This is a genomic window from Corynebacterium axilliensis (genome assembly GCF_046097495.1).
GTDB lineage: Bacteria > Actinomycetota > Actinomycetes > Mycobacteriales > Mycobacteriaceae > Corynebacterium.
In genome coordinates, this window is the sequence record NZ_CP175768.1 from 1,417,982 (window position 1) to 1,436,400 (window position 18,419).

Annotated in this window: 14 protein-coding genes and 1 pseudogene; 7 read left to right on the top strand and 8 right to left on the bottom strand. The window is 65.0% G+C overall.

Annotated features, from left to right (window positions below; translation table 11 throughout):
* Nucleotides 1-127: 127 nt before the first annotated feature.
* Nucleotides 128-1,087, top strand: coding sequence for an Abi family protein (locus ACKFR8_RS06955; RefSeq protein WP_408929558.1), 960 nt, complete (start codon nt 128-130; stop codon nt 1,085-1,087).
* A 100-nt stretch (nt 1,088-1,187) separates the two neighbouring features.
* Here ACKFR8_RS06955 and purL read toward each other — a convergent pair.
* From purL to purS, 3 genes and pseudogenes are all read right to left on the bottom strand, one after another.
* Nucleotides 1,188-3,477: pseudogene (gene purL, locus ACKFR8_RS06960) on the bottom strand (phosphoribosylformylglycinamidine synthase subunit PurL).
* A 29-nt stretch (nt 3,478-3,506) separates the two neighbouring features.
* Nucleotides 3,507-4,169 (bottom strand): phosphoribosylformylglycinamidine synthase subunit PurQ, encoded by a 663-nt coding sequence (purQ, locus tag ACKFR8_RS06965; RefSeq protein WP_408929559.1) that lies wholly within the window; start codon nt 4,167-4,169, stop codon nt 3,507-3,509.
* The gene (purS, locus tag ACKFR8_RS06970) at nt 4,169-4,399 is read right to left on the bottom strand and encodes a phosphoribosylformylglycinamidine synthase subunit PurS (RefSeq protein WP_039676532.1); all 231 of its coding nucleotides are present in this window, start codon (nt 4,397-4,399) and stop codon (nt 4,169-4,171) included. The genes purQ and purS overlap by 1 nt, the downstream gene beginning before the upstream one ends.
* Before the next feature lie 225 nt (nt 4,400-4,624).
* Between purS and ACKFR8_RS06975 the strand changes: the two genes are divergently transcribed.
* From ACKFR8_RS06975 to ACKFR8_RS06985, 3 genes are all read left to right on the top strand, one after another.
* Nucleotides 4,625-5,305 carry a lamin tail domain-containing protein gene (locus ACKFR8_RS06975; RefSeq protein ID WP_408929560.1) on the top strand — a complete coding sequence of 227 codons (681 nt, stop codon included), beginning with the start codon at nt 4,625-4,627 and terminating at the stop codon, nt 5,303-5,305.
* On the top strand, nt 5,259-8,540 hold the full coding sequence (locus ACKFR8_RS06980; RefSeq protein WP_408929561.1) for an ExeM/NucH family extracellular endonuclease: 3,282 nt from the start codon (nt 5,259-5,261) through the stop codon (nt 8,538-8,540). The genes ACKFR8_RS06975 and ACKFR8_RS06980 overlap by 47 nt, the downstream gene beginning before the upstream one ends.
* 91 nt (nt 8,541-8,631) lie before the next feature.
* Complete coding sequence (locus tag ACKFR8_RS06985) at nt 8,632-9,711, top strand: HNH endonuclease signature motif containing protein (protein WP_408929562.1); 1,080 nt, start codon at nt 8,632-8,634, stop codon at nt 9,709-9,711.
* Nucleotides 9,712-9,775: 64 nt separating this feature from the next.
* Here the strand turns inward: ACKFR8_RS06985 and ACKFR8_RS06990 are convergent, their stop codons facing one another.
* From ACKFR8_RS06990 to ACKFR8_RS07000, 3 genes are read right to left on the bottom strand one after another with little or no spacing between them, the layout of a single operon-like run.
* Complete coding sequence (locus tag ACKFR8_RS06990) at nt 9,776-10,453, bottom strand: DUF2334 domain-containing protein (RefSeq protein ID WP_408929563.1); 678 nt, start codon at nt 10,451-10,453, stop codon at nt 9,776-9,778.
* Between the two features lie 49 nt (nt 10,454-10,502).
* Nucleotides 10,503-12,611 (bottom strand): S9 family peptidase, encoded by a 2,109-nt coding sequence (locus ACKFR8_RS06995; protein ID WP_408929564.1) that lies wholly within the window; start codon nt 12,609-12,611, stop codon nt 10,503-10,505.
* Complete coding sequence (locus ACKFR8_RS07000) at nt 12,612-13,469, bottom strand: phosphoribosylaminoimidazolesuccinocarboxamide synthase (RefSeq protein WP_408929565.1); 858 nt, start codon at nt 13,467-13,469, stop codon at nt 12,612-12,614.
* 72 nt (nt 13,470-13,541) lie between these two features.
* Between ACKFR8_RS07000 and ACKFR8_RS07005 the strand changes: the two genes are divergently transcribed.
* From ACKFR8_RS07005 to ACKFR8_RS07015, 3 genes are read left to right on the top strand one after another with little or no spacing between them, the layout of a single operon-like run.
* Nucleotides 13,542-14,351 carry a serine/threonine protein kinase gene (locus tag ACKFR8_RS07005; protein WP_408929566.1) on the top strand — a complete coding sequence of 270 codons (810 nt, stop codon included), beginning with the start codon at nt 13,542-13,544 and terminating at the stop codon, nt 14,349-14,351.
* Nucleotides 14,351-15,235, top strand: coding sequence for a hypothetical protein (locus ACKFR8_RS07010; RefSeq protein ID WP_408929567.1), 885 nt, complete (start codon nt 14,351-14,353; stop codon nt 15,233-15,235). The genes ACKFR8_RS07005 and ACKFR8_RS07010 overlap by 1 nt, the downstream gene beginning before the upstream one ends.
* Complete coding sequence (locus ACKFR8_RS07015; protein ID WP_408929568.1) at nt 15,192-15,656, top strand: hypothetical protein; 465 nt, start codon at nt 15,192-15,194, stop codon at nt 15,654-15,656. The genes ACKFR8_RS07010 and ACKFR8_RS07015 overlap by 44 nt, the downstream gene beginning before the upstream one ends.
* Here the strand turns inward: ACKFR8_RS07015 and purB are convergent.
* Together purB and purD are read right to left on the bottom strand one after the other, a co-directional pair.
* Nucleotides 15,653-17,083 carry an adenylosuccinate lyase gene (purB, locus tag ACKFR8_RS07020; protein WP_408929569.1) on the bottom strand — a complete coding sequence of 477 codons (1,431 nt, stop codon included), beginning with the start codon at nt 17,081-17,083 and terminating at the stop codon, nt 15,653-15,655. The two genes, ACKFR8_RS07015 and purB, sit on opposite strands and share 4 nt — an antisense overlap.
* Before the next feature lie 36 nt (nt 17,084-17,119).
* Complete coding sequence (gene purD, locus ACKFR8_RS07025; RefSeq protein WP_408929570.1) at nt 17,120-18,394, bottom strand: phosphoribosylamine--glycine ligase; 1,275 nt, start codon at nt 18,392-18,394, stop codon at nt 17,120-17,122.
* Nucleotides 18,395-18,419: the final 25 nt, after the last annotated feature.

Sequence of the window (18,419 nt, forward strand, 5' to 3'; positions counted from 1 at the left end):
AAGATTCTGGTTAATAGTTCAGCCCGCCCGGTTTCCCTTCGGAAACTCGGAGTGGGCTGGATCTCTCATTCGCACCGTTTCGCCGAACCGATCCCCACAACTCTTCCCCTCTCTAGATTGGCTTCCCATGTCTTCATCGCTCAAGCCAGCAGCGACCATTGACGAGCATATTATTCGACTGCAAAGCCGTGGCATGAAGATCGACAGAGCTTTAGCTGAACAATGGTTTTCACACGTTAGCTACTACCGGCTTTCTGCCTATTGGTATCCAGCCAGACAATTCAATGAAGACGGAACTAGTCGTTCTAGTCAATTCGTCGATGGTACCGACTTTGCGCACGTCATCTCCTTATATGAAGCCGATAGGAAACTCCGTACCTTGATCCATGACGGCATGGAACGAATCGAAGTAGCGATGCGAACCAAGCTCGTCGAGCTACTGTGTACTCGACACCCCAATGATCCTACTTTCTACCTCCGCTCAGACGACTTTCGGCCAAACTTTGACCACGTGTCGTGGCTGAGTACAGCGTATGGACGACTTGCAAGGGCAAAGAAGAACGACGCCGTGAAGCACTACATTGATGAATACGGTGGACAGTATCCCATGTGGGTTGTGGCTGAAGTTCTCGATTTTTCGGACATTTCAAAGCTCTATGCAGGCTTAGGATCCAACGATCAACGATCGATTTCGGAAGCGCTGGATTTAGAAATCAACTTCTCTAGTTTGAATAGGAATCAGAAGCAAAGACTTGCGAAGAAGCATCCGCTGGCGAGTTGGCTCGAGCAGCTAACTGTCATTCGGAATACGTGTGCGCACCATGGAAGGCTATGGAATCGTTCATTCGCTCCGGCTCCAACTGAGGTTATCCGGAACGACGGAACCCTATTCCTGCTTCCAGAGAATCAGAGTGAAAGGCTATTTGGCGCTTTGCTTATCATGGCGCATTTGCTGAGGACAATCTCTCCCGGATCAACCTGGCCCAACAAAGTAGTGGCTTTACTAGACGAGCACTTCCTCACCAATCCACTTGTCGAAAAAGCCAGTATCGGTATTCCCAGCAATTGGGACGAAGAAACACTCTAGGTTGCGTTGGCCTCAGTGCGGGGGTTTAGCCAAAGAAGAGAAAAGCCCGGCCGAAGCCGGGCTGGTGCAGTGTCAATGCTGCTGAGCGGAACTGCGTGTGTTACTCCACGACGGAGTTCGCGCCGACGGCGTGACCGAAGAGGAGCGGCAAGGTAGCAGCCCACGCCTCGCGCAGGGCCGCGACGGCAATAGACTCGCCGCCAAGCTCCAGCTCGCCGGAGTCGGTGGTCTGGCCGACGACGACGGCCGGCACGCCGCACTCCTCGGCGCGGTGCAGCAGCGTGTCGACGCGGTCTGCGGTCGTGGCCACCAGCGCGCGGGAGGCGGACTCGGAGAAGGCCGCCACGAACTCATCCTCGTGCACCTTGGTGAGGTCCAGGCTCAGGCCCACGCCGGTGCGCTTGGCCATCTCGAACGCGGTGACCGCGAGGCCACCCTCGGAGATGTCGTGCGCGGCGGTCAGGCCCGCGTTGCCCACGAAGAAGTCCGCGAGGCGCTTCTCGTTGGCCAGGTCGACCTGCGGCGGCAGGCCGTTCAGGTTGTCCATGTTGGCCTCATCGGCGCTCACCTGCTGCCAGATGGAGCCGCCGAACTCGTCCTTGGTCTCACCCAGCAGGACGAGGACCTCCGGCTCCTCCACGCGGCCCAGGTGGTGGCCGATGGACTGGTGCACGTCGTCGATAACGCCCAGAACACCCACGACGGGCGTGGGCAAGAATCGGCTCCTCGCCGGTCTGGTTGTAGAAGGAGACGTTGCCGCCGGAGACGGGGATGCCGAGCTCCACGGCGCCGTCGGCAAGCCCATGCACAGACTCGCGGAACTGCCACATGACGTCCGGGTTCTCCGGGGAGCCGTAGTTGAGGCAGTTGGTGATGGCGACCGGGCGGGCGCCCGTCACGGCGACGTTGCGGTAGGCCTCCGCCAGTGCGAGGCGCGCGCCCATGTTCGGATCCAGCTTGGTGTAGCGGCCGGAAGCATCGGCGGAGACGGCCACGCCGCGGCCCGTCTCCTCGTCGATGCGCAGGACGCCCGCGTCCGCGTGGTGGGACTGCACGGTGTTGCCGCGCACGTAGCGGTCGTACTGCTCCGTGATGAAGTCACGCGAGCACAGCGCCGGGGAGGCCACGAGCTTCTTCAGGGCCGCGATGAGGTCCTGCTTCTCCACGCCCTTGAACTCCTGCAGTCCGTCCTGCCACTCCGGGCGGGCGTACGGGCGGTCGTAAACCGGGCCCTCGTTGGCAATGGTGTGCGCCGGGGCATCGACGACGACCTCGCCCTGGTGGCGGATGATGAGGTGCTTGCCGGTGGTGACCTCGCCGATTTCGGCACAGGCCACGTCCCAGTGGGCGCAGATTTCCTGGAACTTCTCCACGTTCTCCGGGGTCACCACGGCGCACATGCGCTCCTGAGACTCGGAGGCCAGGATCTCCGCAGCAGTCATGTTCTGAGCGCGCAGCGGGACGTTGTCCAGGTTGATCTCCATGCCGCCGTCGCCAGAGGCCGCCAGCTCGGAGGTCGCACAGGCCAGGCCCGCGCCACCCAGGTCCTGGATGCCCACGACGATGCCGGACTTGTACAGGTCCAGGCAGCATTCGATGAGGACCTTCTCCGCAAACGGGTCGCCCACCTGCACGGCCGGCAGCTTGCGCTCCGCGCCGTCCTCGAAGGTGTCGGACGCCAGCACGGACACGCCGCCGATGCCGTCTAGGCCGGTGCGGGAGCCGAAGAGCATGACCTTGTTGCCGGTACCGGAGGCGAAGGCCAGCTTGAGGTCCTCCACCTTCAGCGTGCCCACACACAGCGCGTTGACCAGCGGGTTACCCGCATAGGAGGCGTCGAAAACGGTTTCACCACCAATGTTGGGTAGGCCCAAGCAGTTGCCGTAGTGCGAGATGCCGTCGACCACGCCCGGCAGGACGCGCTTGGTGTCGGGGGCGTCAGCCGGACCGAAGCGCAGCTGGTCCATCACGGCAATCGGGCGCGCGCCCATGGCCATGATGTCGCGGACGATGCCGCCCACGCCGGTGGCCGCACCCTGGTGCGGCTCCACGTAGGACGGGTGGTTGTGGGACTCCACACGGAAGGTCACGGCGTTGCCGTCTCCGATGTCCACCACGCCGGCGTTCTCACCGATGCCGGCGAGGATCTTCGAGCCCATTTCCTCCGTCATGGTCTCGCCAAAGTAGCGCAGGTGCGTCTTGGAGGACTTGTAGGAACAGTGCTCCGACCACATGACGGAGTACATGGTCAGCTCGGCGTCGGTCGGACGGCGGCCGAGGATCTCACGGATGCGGGCGTACTCGTCATCCTTGAGGCCCAGCTCTCGGTAGGGCTGCTCCAGGTCCGCCTGCGTCGTGGCCTGCTCAACAGTGTCGTTGTGTACGGTCATTGTTACTCCTTGTTACCGTCGCCGCTGCTTTACGCGCCGACCTTGAGGGCGGACACAAACAAGCCCAGCCCGTCCGTGGACGGGCCGGTAAGAAGATCGATGGCGTGCTCCGGGTGCGGCATCAGCCCCACCACGTTGCCAGCCTCATTGGTAATGCCGGCGATGCCATTGACAGAGCCGTTGAAGTTATCGGTGTAGCGGAAGACCACGCGGCCCTCCTCCTCAAGGCGCTCCACGGTCTCCGCATCGGCCTGGAAGCGGCCCTCGCCGTGCTTGGCTGGGATGAGGATGCGCTGACCTGCCTCGAATTCGCGAGTCCACGCCGTGTCCGCATTGGCCACCTCCAGGTAGGTGTCCTCGCAGTGGAAGTGCAGGCCCTGGTTGCGGGTCAACGCACCCGGCAGCAGACCGGCCTCGGTAAGGATCTGGAAGCCGTTGCAGATGCCGAGCACCGGCATGCCCTGGTTCGCTGCGTCGACCACCGCGCGCATGACCGGGGCCAGCGCCGAAATCGCGCCGGAACGCAGGTAGTCACCGTAAGAAAAGCCGCCGGGAACCACGACCGCATCGACGCCGCGCAGGTCCGCGTCCGCGTGCCAGAGGGAGACCACCTCGGCGCCGGCGGTGCGGGCGGCGCGGGCCGCGTCGACGTCGTCCAGCGTGCCCGGGAAGGTAATAACGCCGATCTTCATTACTGGATGACCTCGTAGTCCTCGATGACAGTGTTCGCCAGCAGCGTGGAAGCGACCTTCTCCAGCTCCTCGGCGCTCACGGAATCATCGACCTCGATTTCAAAACGCTTGCCCTGGCGAACGTCGCTGACCCCAGCAACCCCCAGGCGCCCCAGCGCGCGAACGACGGCCTGACCCTGCGGGTCCAAAATCTCGGCCTTGGGCATGACATTGACAACTACACGAGCCATGAAAATTTTGCCTTACTGTGCGTGAGTATGGGTGCCCCGCCAGTGTATCCCGTGGGCGGGACAGAGTCGGAATCCCCAGGGGGTAAACAGGCACTAAACGCAGGGAGAATTCTTGGACAATCTCAGCTTAACCCCCAGCTCGCTCTCAGCATTCCGGTATCGCGCGGGCAGGTTTGCCGGTAGAAAAAGATGCGTTATCCGCTCACTACTCTCAAGGATCTCCTCATGCGTACTCAACGAATCGGCGCGCTCGCCATCGCGGCGCTCGTGTCCACCACCGTTATCGCCCCACAGGCCACGGCCGCGCCCGACGGCTCCGCGGCCGTCATCTCCGAAGTCTACGGCGGCGGCGGAAATAGCGGTGCCCCGTTCACCAACGACTTCATCGAGCTCTACAACCCCACCGATGCCGACATCGACCTCACCGACTGGTCCGTGGAGTACTTCTCCGCCAAGGGCGGCTCCGGTGGAAAGACCACGCTTAACGGTTCCATTCCGGCTGGTGGCAACTACCTTATCCAGGGCGGTGGCGGTGACACCGGTGAGCCGCTGCCCACCCCGGATGCCGAGGGCAGCTTGAACATGTCCGGTTCCAAGGGCTCGGTCAAGCTTTACGACGCCACCGGGGCCGAGGTTGACGTGGTGGGGTACGGTAAGGCGTCGATAAGCGAAGGCGCTCCCACCCCCAGCCTGAGCAACACGACCTCCGCACAGCGCAACGCAGCCGGCACGGACACCGACGACAACTCCGTTGACTTCAGCACGGGCGCCCCGACGCCAGCGTCTACCGGGGGTGAGGCGACCGCCCCAGCACCGGATCCAGATCCGACCCCGAGATCCGGTCGAGCCGGGCGCGACCGTGACCATCCCAGAGATCCAGGGCGCCGGCACGGAGTCCCCACTTAAGGGCCAGAACGTCACCACCCGGGGTGTTGTCACCGCCGTGTGGCAGGGCGAGAAGTCCCTCAACGGTTTCACCATCCAGACCCCGGGCACGGGCGACGCCGCACCCGCAGAGGCCTCTGAGGCTGTCTTCGTCTACACCGGCGGCACCGGCTTCTATCCAAAGATTGGGGAATCCGTCGAGGTCACCGGCTCCGTCGACGAGTACTACGGCCAGACCCAGGTGGTCCTTAACTCGGGCTCCGTCCTCGAGACTGCGCTCGACCCCGTCACCCCGCTCGCCATCGATGCCCTACCCGAGGGCGATGAGGCCCGCGAGAAGCTCGAGTCCATGCTGCTCAAGCCGGGCGTGCACACGGTGACCGATAACTACGGCCTCAACCGCTACGGCGAGTTGGGCCTGGCCCCGGGCACTGAGGCACTGCGCCAGCCCACCGATAAGTACGAGCCGGGCACCGACGACATGCACGCCCTTGAGGAGTCCAACGCGGCGAAGTACGTCATTCTGGATGACGGTTCCACCCGTGACTTCACCCGCGACGGCGCCTCCACCAAGCTGCCGTACATCATGCAGAACGGCTCGGATGTGAAGACCATCCGCACCACCAATCAGGTGGAGTTTGCCGACTCTGGCGTTATCTTGGGCTACGGCCACAACCAGTGGCGCTTCCAGCCCACGTCTCTGATTACCGGTGACTCCGCCACCGCAGACCTGCCCATTACCTGGGACCCAGCCCGCCCAGAAGCCCCGCAGGTGGCCGGCGATTACACCGTTGCTGCGTTTAACGTCCTCAACTTCTTCATCAACCTAGGTGAGGACAACGGTGCGAAGTCCTATAAGGACCGCTTTGGCAACGGCGTTGGCTCCAACAGCGGTACCTTCCGTGGCGCCTGGTCTGCCTCCGCATTTGAAGACCAGAAGGGCAAGATCCTCACCGCCTTGGAGGGACTCGACGCCGATGTCATCGGCCTGTCTGAGATTGAGAACGCCGCCAACACCGTGGGCGGTTCCTACGACGACGCCGTGAAGTACTTGGTGGGCGAGCTCAACGAGCGCGCGGGCTCCGAGAAGTGGGACTACGTCAAGGCCCCGGCAAACTCCGCGGCGGACACGGATGTCATCCGCACTGCGATCATCTACAAGAAGGACCGCGTCCAGCCAGTAGGTGAGGCCACCTTGCTGGAGGACGAGCGTTTCAAGGGCACCGCCCGCACCCCACTCGCTGCCGAGTTCGTGCCGGTGCAGGACAAGTGCGCTGCTGAGGGCCCCGATTCCTTCGTTGTTGTCACCAACCATTTCAAATCCAAGGGTTCCGTGGCTAACGGTGACGCCGATACCGGCGACGGCCAGGGCAACAACCCCAACGTGCGCAATGCCCACGCCCAGGCTGTCCTCGATGGTTTGTCCAAGCAGCCACAGTGGCAGGAAAAGGCCACCTTCGTCATGGGTGACTTGAACTCTTACTCCAAGGAAGACGCCATCTCCATCTTCCGCAACGCTGGCTACACCATCCCGGTCGAAGAGCTCAACCCGGAGTCTGAGTGGCAGGCCGTCGCCTCCTATCAGTTCTCCGGCCGCATTGGCTCCCTCGACCACATCCTGGCCAACAAGCACGTCGACGCGCAGGCTGCGCAGACCTGGAACATCAACTCCGACGAGCCGATTGCCATGGAGTACTCCCGCCGCAACTACACCGGCGGCGACGTCTTTGAGGCCGATAACCCCTACCGCTCCTCCGACCACGACCCGGTCAAGGTGGGCTTCAACCTCGGGCAGGTATCCCGTGACTCCGAGGATCTGAAGGACTGCGATACCCCACAGCCGCCGACCGAAGAGCCGACTGAACCTACCGAAGACCCACGTACTGTTGCCGACGTCGCCGTGCTTGACGACGGTACCCTCGAAATCACCTACACCGACGGCACAACCAAGAACCTCGGCAGCGTCGCCGGACCCAAGGGCGACCAGGGCGAGCCCGGCACGGACGGTCAGGATGGTCAGGACGGCGCCCAGGGCCCCAAGGGCGATAAGGGCGACGCCGGCCAGGACGGTACCGATGGCAAGGACGGCCGCGGAATTAAGTCCGTGACCACCAACGACAAGGGTGACCTCATCATCACCTACACCGACGGCACCACCGAGAACGCCGGCAAGGTCGTCGGCGACGACGGCGCTGCTGGTGCCCCGGGCGCCGACGGCACTGACGGCGCAGACGGCCCGAAGGGTGAAGACGGCAAGGACGGTCAAGATGGTTCTGACGGCCAGGATGGACGCGGCATCGACTCCGTAACCACCAATGCTGACGGCCACCTCATCATTACCTACACCGACGGCACCACAGAGGACGCCGGCAAGGTCGTCGGCGACGACGGCGCTGCTGGCACCCCGGGTGCCGACGGTACCGACGGCGCACAGGGCCCGAAGGGTGAAGACGGCAAGGACGGCGCTGACGGCCGCAGCATCGAATCGGTCCGCATCAATGACGCCGGGGAGCTCATCGTCACGTTTAGCGACGGCGCCGAGCAAAACGTCGGCCCCGTTGCCGGTGCCGCTGGGGCGGACGGAAACGACGGTATGGATGGCGAAGACGGCCAGGATGGTGCTGACGGCAAGAACGGCGCCGACGGTGCCGCTGGCAAGGACGGTAAGGATGGCCGCGGCATTGACTCCGTGTCCACCAACGACAAGGGCGAAGTCGTGGTGAAGTACACCGACGGCACCACCGATATCCTTGGAACCCTCAACGCCGAGAAGGGCGATACGGGCGCCCCTGGCCAGGACGGTGCTGATGGGCGCGATGGCGCTGACGGCAAGGACGGAAAGAACGGTTCGGACGGACAGGACGGACAGGACGGACAGGACGGTCGCGGTATCGAGTCCGTTTCCACGGATTCCCAGGGAAACCTCGTGGTGAAGTACTCCGACGGCACCTCTGAAACCGTCCGTGTCGGAGAGAAGCCGGCCGCTCCGAAGGGCGGCTCCTCACTCAGCCCGCGCTGCCTGCCTGCGGTCCTAGGAGTCAGCATCCCCGCGGCCATCGCCGCCCCGCTCGCCTTCCTGGGCACCGCGGGTGCTCAGTTCAACATCCCGGGCCTGGAGCCGATTCAGAAGCAGATTTCTGCCATGGTGGCCAACCTGAACATCCCGCGCGAGGCGCAGTACGCCGCCGGCGGAATCGGCCTGGTCGCCGCATTGGGCATCATCGCGGCTGCGTGCACACCGAGCGACTCCAAGTAGCCCGCTAATTAACCCTGCTCAAGCCCCTCTTCGGAGGGGCTTTTCCTCTTCCAGTTGCGGGGTCCTCCAGGGTGCTTTAACCTCAGTGCCCATGGGGGTATTAGAAACCTACTTCCGCTACCGCAACTCGGGGATGACGCTAGTGGAGAAAGCATCCAGCTCACCCGACAAGCTCCGCGCGCTCGGCGCCGATACAGCCGACGCGGCCGAGCTCGCACGCCTGCACCGCATCTACTTCGGCCCCACCCGCTTTACTGGTAAGCAACGCAAAGCCCGCACCGCGGCCCAAAACAACGCCCACGGCCTGAGCACCCTAAACCTCATCGAGTCCTACGCCTCTCGGGTAAAGAAGGAACTCGACGCCTGGAACCTGCGCGCACGCCTGGCTGCCACACCAGCCCATCGCATCCGTGAGGTTGCCGTAAAGAAGCTTAAAGAGCTTAGGTCGAAACGCGAACACAAACCCGGGGTGCGCTTTACCTACCGCAAACAAGGCCCCAACTCCGTCACCATCACCGACACCCCAACGGTCATTGCCGATATCCGCGGCACCCTCGAATCAGTCAACCCCACCAACCTGCTCGACGCCGCCACCACCATCCTCCTGGGTGGCAACACCACCGGCACCAAGCCCGCCGTGCACGCCCAAGTCGTAGTCACCCTCAACGAATTCGACCGCATCATCAACGGCGACGGCGACGAAATCGAACTCCAACTCACCAACGGTGCCCGCATGACCGGGGCGGAATTCCTCACCCACAAGTTTGCAGAGATTGGCTACGCCACCATTACCCACCCCGTAGAAGGACCCATCAACTCCTACCGGATTGAGCGCCACGCAAACTGGAAACAACGCCTCACCCTATGCGCGGAAACCCAAACCTGCTCACGCCCCGGCTGTAACAAGCCGGCTGACTACTGCCAGGTCCACCACATCATCCCCTGGCAAGCAGGCGGGCTTACCAACATCAAGAACCTGACGTTCTTGTGTGCCTATCACAACGGCATCAACGACGATGACCCGTCGAAACCCACCGGAAGAGGCTACGTCTTCAGAATGCCCGGCGGCATCGGATACATACCACCCTGGGGAGTACCGATTACCGCCACACCCGAATACCAACAAGCCCTCGCCAGACTAACCGCAGAACAACCACCAGGCGCAGGCTAAGCGCCTGCGCAGAGCCACAACGAAACCCGCCAACCACACCAGGTTGACGGGCTACTCGGCGTGCCTAGGCGTATACGAGGTAGTCAGCAGGGCGCGCGCCCGCAGCGGCGGCGCGGTCGGCGGCCTTGAGGAAGTCCGCGACCACCTTGCGGTCCTCCAAGTTGCGCCCGGAGATGGACAGGCGCACGGTATTGCCGCGCTGAGCGGAGCGCTCCGCGGCGCGGATGATATTGCGGCGCCACCACTTAGCCGAACCGAAGCCCTCGCCAAAGGACAGGTTGCGCGCTTGGTGCAGCTCCCCGCTGCGCAGGTCATGGATACCGCGGGTGGAGGCGGCAAAATCAAAGTCGAATTCCGGAAGGATCTCGAGCGTGCCCTCCGACATGCGCCAGCGCGGTGCCGCGAAAATCGTCGGCTCAAAGCCGATCTTGGCCATCTGCCGCGTGGCGCCCTTGAGGCGCAGGCGCGCCTCGTAGGCATCCAGGTTCGCAAACTCCGCGCGGCGCCCCTGCACCGCTTGATCGAAGCCGTTCAAGATAAGGACCCGTCCAGCATCGGCTTGGTCGCGCAGCCACGCCTGCGTGGACGCATCCTTGGCCAAGTGCCAGTTGCCGTCGATGTGCGGCGCCACCAACAACGACACCGGAATCCCAGCACTATCGAACTGCTTAAGCAGGCGCGCGGCCTGCTTCCGAGTGTCGTCGAAAATACTGGAAACGGAAACCAGAAGGTGGCCATGCATAAGGAAAATTATCGCACAGCCACGGCCCCGGCGCGCGCTGAGGGGGCGGCTATTCTTCCTTGCCCGTGGCCTGGTTGATGAGCCACGCGTATTCAAACGCGCTCTGCCGCCACTTGGCGTAGCGCCCCGACACACCGCCGTGCCCAGCGGCCATCTCAGTCTTGAGGAGGAACTCGCCGCCGGTGGCGGTGCTGCGCAGCTGCGCCACCCACTTCGCTGGCTCCACGTAGAGTACGCGAGTGTCGTTCAGTGAGGTCAGCGCCAGAATATTCGGATACTCCTGGGCGGAGACGTTCTCGTACGGAGAGTAGGAGGCCATGTAGTCGTAGACCTCCGGGTCGTGGAACGGGTCGCCCCATTCCTCCCACTCCACCACTGTGAGCGGCAGCTCCGGCATGAGAATCGAGGTCAGCGGGTCCACAAAAGGCACGTTGGCCTCGATGGCCTTGAAGCGATCCGGCGCCATGTTGGCCACCGCACCCATGAGCAGTCCACCGGCCGAGCCGCCCTCAGCCACGAGCTGCGAAGGCGTGGTCACCCGACGCGCGATGAGGTCATCGGCCACAGCGATGAAGTCCGTAAACGTGTTCTTCTTCGCCAGCATCTTGCCGTCGTCATACCAGGTGCGGCCCATCTCCCCGCCGCCGCGTACGTGCGCCATGGCAAAAATCATGCCGCGGTCCATGAGGGACAAACGGAAGACCGAGAAGTACGGATCCATGTTGGCCTCGTAGGAGCCGTATCCGTAGAGCAACGTCGGGTTCGGCTGCGTGCGGTCCAGGTCCGCGCGATGCACGAGGGACACCGGCACCTGCGTTCCATCCGGCGCCTCGGACCACACGCGGTAAGCCACGTAGGAGTCCGTGTCGTAGCCGCCCGGAACCTCCTGCTCCTTGAGCAGTGTGTACTCGCCGGTGACCACGCGGTAGTCAAAGAGCTGCGCGGGCTGGATGAAGGAGGTGTAGCTCACGCGGAGTACCGGCGCATCCCACTCGGGGTTGCCGGCCACGCCGACGGTATAGAGCTCCTCGTTGAAGTGGAGCTCGTTAAGGCTCGTCCAACCCTGACGCACATCCATCACCGCGGCACGGCCGATGCCGCCGCGGCGATAGCCCACGACGATCTGATCGCGGTAGCAATCCACGCCCTCAATGCGCACGGAGTCGTCGTGCGGCATGAGCACAGTGAGGTCACGCAGCGCGGGCAGCTCTGCAGAAACCGGACAGTAGCCGAGCTCAAAGTTGGGTCCGGTGACGTTGTGGGTGACCACCCAATAGTCGGTGCCGCCCACCACCGCATGGTCGACGTCATAGTCCACGCCGGTCTCGCGTTCCCACAAAAGGCGGAACTTGCCAGTCGGGTCCTCTTGTTCCAAGACCCACGCCTCACTCGTCGTCTTCGACCCAGAGACAATCATGAGGTACTTATCGCTGCGCGTGGTCCCGATTCCCAGGCCGAAGCGCCCGTCCTCCTCGCGCATGACCACCACGTCCTCCGACTGCGGGGTGCCCACGCGGTGGCGCCACACGGTGTCGGGACGCCAGGCATCGTCCACGGTGGTGTAGAAGATGAACTCCTCCCCTGCCCACACGGCACCGTAGAAGATGCCCTCGAGACGATCCTCCAGCAGTGAGCCCGTACGGAGGTCCTTGATGAACAACTCAAAGCGCTCATCACCGGCCACGTCCACCGAGTACGCCAGCAGATCCCCGGAATCGCTCACCGTGGAGGCACCGAGGGCAAAGAAGTCATGGCCTTCGGCGAGCGCGTTGACGTCGAGAAGCACCTGCTCTCCCTCCGGCGCACCGTCCTCCGGGATGGTGGGCGGGGTCCACGGATCGGAACCTTCCGATACCGGGATACGGCAGCTGTAACCGTATTCCTGGCCCTCCTCGGTGCGGCCGTAGTACCAGTACTTACCGCGGCGCTGAGGCACGGACATGTCCGTCTGCTTGATGCGGGACTTGACCTCAGTGAAGATGTTCTCGGTCAAGGTGTCCAGGTGCGCGGTTTGTTCTGCGGTGTAGGCGTTCTCCGCCTCGAGGTACTCGCGGGTCTCCGGGGCGTCCTTGTCGCGCAGCCACTCGTAGTTGTCCACGAAGCTGCGGCCGTGGAACTCACGGGTGACGGGGCGCTGGGCGGCGATGGGTGGGGTCATCTACAGGGTCCCTCCAGACAGGCGCTCGTAGGCCTCGATGTAGCGGGCGCGGGTGGCAGCGACGACGTCGTCCGGCAGGCGCGGCGGGGTGGACTCCTTGTCCCAGTCGGTGGAAGTTAGCCAGTTGCGCACATACTGCTTGTCAAAGGAGGGCTGGACCTTGCCTTCCTCGTAGGAGTCGGCGGGCCAGTAGCGGGAGGAGTCGGGGGTGAGGACTTCATCGGCCAGGACTAGGGTGCCGTTCTTATCGACGCCAAACTCGAACTTCGTATCCGCCAAAATAATCCCCTTCGCCTCAGCGATGGCGGCGGCTTCCGAATAGATGCGCAGCGTGGCGGCGCGCAGCTCCTCGGCGCGTTCGCGGCCGAGCTTGTCCACGACGGCGTCGAAGGACACGTTCTCGTCGTGCTCGCCCTGCTCCGCCTTGGTGGCCGGGGTAAAGATGGGCTCGGGCAGGCGGGAGGCCTCAACCAGCCCCTTAGGCAGCGCCACGCCGCACACGCTTGACGACGCCTCATACTCCCGCAGTCCCGAACCCGTCAGGTAGCCGCGGGCGACGCACTCGAAGGGCAGCATGTCGAGCTTGCGCACCACCATGGCGCGGCCGAGGACCTCCTCGGGGATGCGCTCATCATCGAGCGGCCCGGCGAGGTGATTGGGGAAGTCGATGGCGTCGAAGAAGAACTTCGAGGTAGCGGTGAGCACGCGGCCCTTGTCGGGGATGGCGGGCTCGAGGGCGAAGTCGAAGGCGGAAATGCGGTCGGAGGCCACCATGAGCAGGGTGTTGTCATCGATGTCGTAGATGTCACGCACCTTGCCGGAGGCGATGTGGGTGTAGGAAGAAAGTTCTGGACGCATGACATCCATCCTAGCCGCGTCTAGACTGCATCCAGACACCTCCCTATCCCCGGTCCCCGAGGAGTTTTGCCTGTGCGCACCCGCATGACGTCCCTTGTTTCCTCCGTTGCCGTCGTGTGCGGCGCTCTCTGCGCGCCCGCGGCGCAGGCAGCTGAGACTTCCGTGCGGGAATCCGCCCACGGCCAGTGGCTGTGCACGGTTGAGCCCTCCGCCTCCGACCGCGCCCTGGCGCGCGAGGTGCGCGAGAGCTACATCGACACCGTGCGTGCTACCTCGCAGCAGGTGCAGGCGCAGTTCCCGAAGCTGGACTTCTCCGGGTTCACCTCGCGGGACGTGCGCAAGGTGCCGGGCTACACGGCGACGGTGGCCGCGCTGAGCAAGGCCGGCTACACCGGCGCGGACATGCTCATCATCCTGGTCGGCGCGACGGCGCCGGAGGCCCTGGTGCAAGACGAGGACGTGCTCGTTCCGGAGGGGCGCGAGTACTCCCTCAACGCCGTGCTGCAACGCGCCGAGGACGGGCCCGCGCCGTTGCTCTCCAGCGGCACACAGTTCAGCCCCCAGCTCCGCCAGGCGCTGGAGGACAACGAGGACCCCACCGCGGTCAACGCCTTTAACGCCGCGCAGGCCGGTGCCTTCGAGCAGTGTGCGCAGGACCTGCGTGCACACGGTGCGAAGGAGGGCATCCAGCCGGTGCCGGAGCTGACCATCCCGGGCCAGACCACCCAGGAGCGCAGCTCCTCGACGGGTGCCGCAGTCCTCGGCGGCATGCTGGCGCTGGCCGTCGTTGTGGTCGGCGGCTACATGGTGATGAACGGGCAAGCCATCGCCCCGTTCGGTGGCTTTGAGGTGCCGGTCCTGCAGATCCCGGGGCTGGGCTAGTGGGCCAGCCCGAGGACCCCAGGGACAATGAACTGGAGCTTCTCGTCAGCGACGAGGGTGCGCTTCTCTTAGGCCCCGAGGCCGCCCTCGCGCAGCTCAGCGATACCGAGTCCGCGGCCGCGCCGCGCGCCGTGTCGCCCACGGCACTTCGCCGCGCCAGCCAGGCCCTGGGCTCGGCGGCCAAGGCCCGCGCGGAGTCCGGGCGCTGGCTCAAGCTCGACTCAGAGTCGGCCGACTATCTCAAGCGCCTGGGGGTAAAACCCGGCGAGATCCGCTCGGGCGTGGTCCGCGTCAAGGACCTGCCGCGGGCCGCCGCGCTCCCCCACCGTGGGAGTGTGCTCAAGCACTTAGGCTTCGAGAAGGCCGGCCTGCTTACGTCTGCGGCGCCGATGCTGGCGGCGTCGGCACTGCAACAGGCGGCCGTGGAAAAGCAGATGGCGCAGATGCAGGACTATTTAGAGCGCATCGACGAGAAACTCGACAAGGTGCTGCGCTTCCAGCAGGATTCCCTGGCCGGCGATATCGACGGAGTGGCGGAGGCCCTGGCGGAGGCGCACCTCGTGCTCGAGGGCACCGGGACGGTGACCGATACGCAGTGGAGCACCGTGCAGGGCCTGGCCACGGAGGTAGCCAAGCTACAGGGCCGCGTGCTGCGCTACCTCGGCGCGGTGGCGGATACCCTGGCGCGGTCGAAGACGTCCCCCGGCAAGGTCAAAGAAACCTTCCAGAAAACCAATTCCGAGGCCCAATTCTGGCTCTACCAGCTCGCCCCGGACCGTGCAGCTGCAGAACCAGATGTACGTGCTGCAGCTGGGCCGTGTGGACGCGGTGGAAGGAGAAGTGGCCGGGGCCTTTGCCGACGCCGTTACCGTCGCCCGCGATAAGCGCGCGCAGCGGCTTACCGCCAGCCTGTCAGCCATCGCAGGCAACGCCCATGACTTAGGCAGCTTCTCCACGCTCCGCCGGGCCGTGGACTGGAACTCCCCACGCGCCGTCGAGGAGATCAACCGCTTCTTTGCCCAGCTGCGAGCCTGGACGAACGCGGCCGACCTGCCCCTCGAGGGCATCGAGGACCTAGCCCCCGTGCGCCCCGTCGAGGCCGCACGCGAGCTCACCGCCACGGCGCGCGAGGCCGCCAGTGCGGCGCAGCAGCGCGCCGCCGCGGCCGGAGACACCGTGACGCACCGCGCCCGCCAGGCGTGGGGCGCAACGCGCGGCGCGCTGGAAGGTGCTGCCCGGGGCGCCATCGAGGGCGCCAGCAAGGGCGCCGCCGACGCCGGCACCCACAGCACAGAGGAGCGCTAGAGGATTTCGCCCGGCGTGTAGGCGGCGGCCTGCGGGTGCTGATCCGCCAGCGCCTTGATGCGGCCCAGCACGTGGGTGACCTGGGACTCGGCGGCGCCGATGAAGGCGTGCTTGTCCGCGAGGGCATCGGACAGCGCGGCGGCATCGAGCGGCAGGCGCTCGTCTGCAGCGAGGCGCTCCACCAGGTCCTGCTCCCCGCCGTTCTCGCGCATGTTGAGCGCCACGGCCACGGCGTTTTCCTTGATGACCTCGTGCGCGGTCTCGCGGCCCACGCCGGCACGCACCGCCGCCATGAGGATACGGGTGGTAGCCAGGAAGGGCAGGTAGCGCTCCAGCTCGCGGTCAATCATCGCCGGAAAGGCACCGAACTCCCCGAGCACGGTAAGGAAGGTTTCAAACATGCCGTCGATGGCAAAGAAGGCGTCGGGAAGCGCCACGCGTCGCACCACCGAGCAGAACACGTCGCCCTCGTTCCACTGCTGGCCCGACAGGTCCGCCACCATGGTGAGGTAGCCACGCAGGATGACCTGGAAGCCACACACGCGCTCGCAGGAGCGGGCGTTCATCTTGTGCGGCATGGCGGACGAGCCGACCTGGCCTTCCTTAAAGCCCTCCGTGACGGTCTCGTTGCCGGCCATGAGGCGAATCGTGGTGGCCAGGGAGGAGGGAGCCGCACCGAGCTCCACGAGCGCGGAGAGGGCGTCGAAGTCAAGGGAGCGCGGGTACACCTGGCCCACCGAGTTGAACACGCGGGAAAAACCGAGGTGATCCGCAATGCTCGTCTCCAACGCCGCCAGCTTGTCCTCGGAACCACCCATCAGATCGAGCATGTCCTGGGAGGTGCCCATCGGCCCCTTGATGCCGCGCAGCGGATAGCGGCCAAGGAGTGCTTCGACGCGCTCGATGCCGAGCAGCAACTCGTCGGCAGCCGAGGCGAAACGCTTGCCCAACGTCGTGGCCTGCGCGGCAACGTTGTGGGAACGGCCGGCCATCACCAGGGTCTGGTACTGCGCCGCACGCTCGCCAATGCGCGCCACGACCGCAATGGCCTTATCGCGCACGAGCTCCAGCGAGCGCAGGATCTGCAGCTGCTCGACGTTTTCCGTCAGGTCGCGAGAGGTCATCCCCTTGTGGATGTGCTCAAAGCCAGCCAGGGCGTTGAACTCCTCGATGCGCGCCTTGACGTCGTGGCGCGTGACGCGCTCGCGCTGCGCGATGGAGTCGAGGTCGACGCGCTCCACCGCGGCCTCGTAGGCGGCGATGGCCTCAGCGGGGATGTCGACGCCGAGGTCCTTCTGCGCCTTCATCACCGCAATCCACAGCTGACGCTCCAGGATGATCTTGTGCTCTGGGGACCAGATCTCTGCCATGTCGGGGGAGGCGTATCGGGTGGATAGGACGTTAGAAATGTTCTTCTTTTCAACCACGCCGCCATTATTCCACGCCGCGGGGCGTGGATGGAACTAAATGCTGATTTCTCCGCGGGCGGCACGCGCGCCGATATCCGTACGGAAAAAGCCGTCCTCGAGCTCGATGCTATCGAGCACCTCGTAGGCCGCCGCTCGCGCCTGGTCCAGCGTGGCGCCGTGGCCAAGGACGTTGAGCACGCGGCCGCCGTGGGAGACCACCGCACCCTCCTTGAGCGCAGTGCCCGCATGCAGGATCCGCGTCGGATCCTGCAGGTCCGGGGAGGTGATGACGTCGCCCTTGCGCGGGGAGGCCGGGTAGCCCTCGGCTGCCAGGACCACGGTGACGGCGAAGCCCTCCTGCCACTGAAGGGGCGCAAGCTCCGCCAGGTGTCCCGTAGCGGTAGCGTTGAGGACCTGGCCCAGCGGGGACTTCAGCAGGGAGAGCACGGCTTGGGTCTCCGGGTCGCCGAAGCGGCAGTTGAATTCCACCACGGCCGGGCCCTCCGCGCCCCACGCCAGGCCGGCGTAGAGCAGGCCGGAGTACGGGGTACCGCGGCGGACCAGCTCCCGGGCGACGGGGGTGCATACTTCGTCGACGATGCGCTGCACGCCCTCCTCCGGCAGCCACGGCAGCGGGGTGTAGGCGCCCATGCCGCCGGTGTTGGGCCCCTCGTCGTTGTCGTAGGCACGCTTGTGGTCCTGGGCGGGCAGGAGCGGCACGACGGTCTCGCCGTCCACGAGGCAGAACAGGGAGATTTCCGGGCCGTCCAGGAAGGACTCCAGCAAGACCGGGTTGCCGGCGGCTAGGACAGCGTCGACGTGCCCGCGGGCGGCGGCGCGGGATTCGGTGACCACAACACCCTTGCCGCCGGCCAGGCCGTCGTCCTTGACCACGTAGTGCGGGCCAAAGCGGTCGAGGGCGGCCTCGATGTCTGCCTCGGCGGCACCGGGCGCGATCTGCTCCGCGCGGGCGGTACGCACGCCGGCGGCGGACATGACGTCCTTGGCAAAGGCCTTGGAGCCCTCGATCTGGGCCGCGCTTGCTGACGGCCCAAAGACCGCAATCCCGCGCTCCCGCAGCGCGTCCGCCACGCCGTTGACCAGGGGCACCTCAGGGCCTACCACGACGAGATCCGCGGCGATGTCCACCGCGAGCTCCGTCATTCGTGCGGGGTCGCCCACCTGGGAGTACTCCGGGTGCACGGTGGCCACCTGCGCGTGCGCCGGGGAACCGGGCGCGACGTGCAGGTCGGTCACGGAAGGGTCTGCTTTCAGGCCGGTGAGCAGGGCGTGTTCGCGGCCGCCCGAACCGATAACGAGGATACGCATGCCGTCCATCTTAACGGGCGGTAGC

Coding starts and splice junctions, on each gene's coding strand:
- ACKFR8_RS06985 (WP_408929562.1), top strand. CDS start 8,632: ATGGGGGTATTAGAAACCTACTTCCGCTACCGCAACTCGGGGATGACG.
- purQ (WP_408929559.1), bottom strand. CDS start 4,169: ATGAAGATCGGCGTTATTACCTTCCCGGGCACGCTGGACGACGTCGAC.
- ACKFR8_RS07000 (WP_408929565.1), bottom strand. CDS start 13,469: ATGCGTCCAGAACTTTCTTCCTACACCCACATCGCCTCCGGCAAGGTG.
- purS (WP_039676532.1), bottom strand. CDS start 4,399: ATGGCTCGTGTAGTTGTCAATGTCATGCCCAAGGCCGAGATTTTGGAC.
- purD (WP_408929570.1), bottom strand. CDS start 18,394: ATGCGTATCCTCGTTATCGGTTCGGGCGGCCGCGAACACGCCCTGCTC.
- ACKFR8_RS06990 (WP_408929563.1), bottom strand. CDS start 10,453: ATGCATGGCCACCTTCTGGTTTCCGTTTCCAGTATTTTCGACGACACT.
- ACKFR8_RS06975 (WP_408929560.1), top strand. CDS start 4,625: ATGCGTACTCAACGAATCGGCGCGCTCGCCATCGCGGCGCTCGTGTCC.
- ACKFR8_RS06995 (WP_408929564.1), bottom strand. CDS start 12,611: ATGACCCCACCCATCGCCGCCCAGCGCCCCGTCACCCGTGAGTTCCAC.
- ACKFR8_RS06955 (WP_408929558.1), top strand. CDS start 128: ATGTCTTCATCGCTCAAGCCAGCAGCGACCATTGACGAGCATATTATT.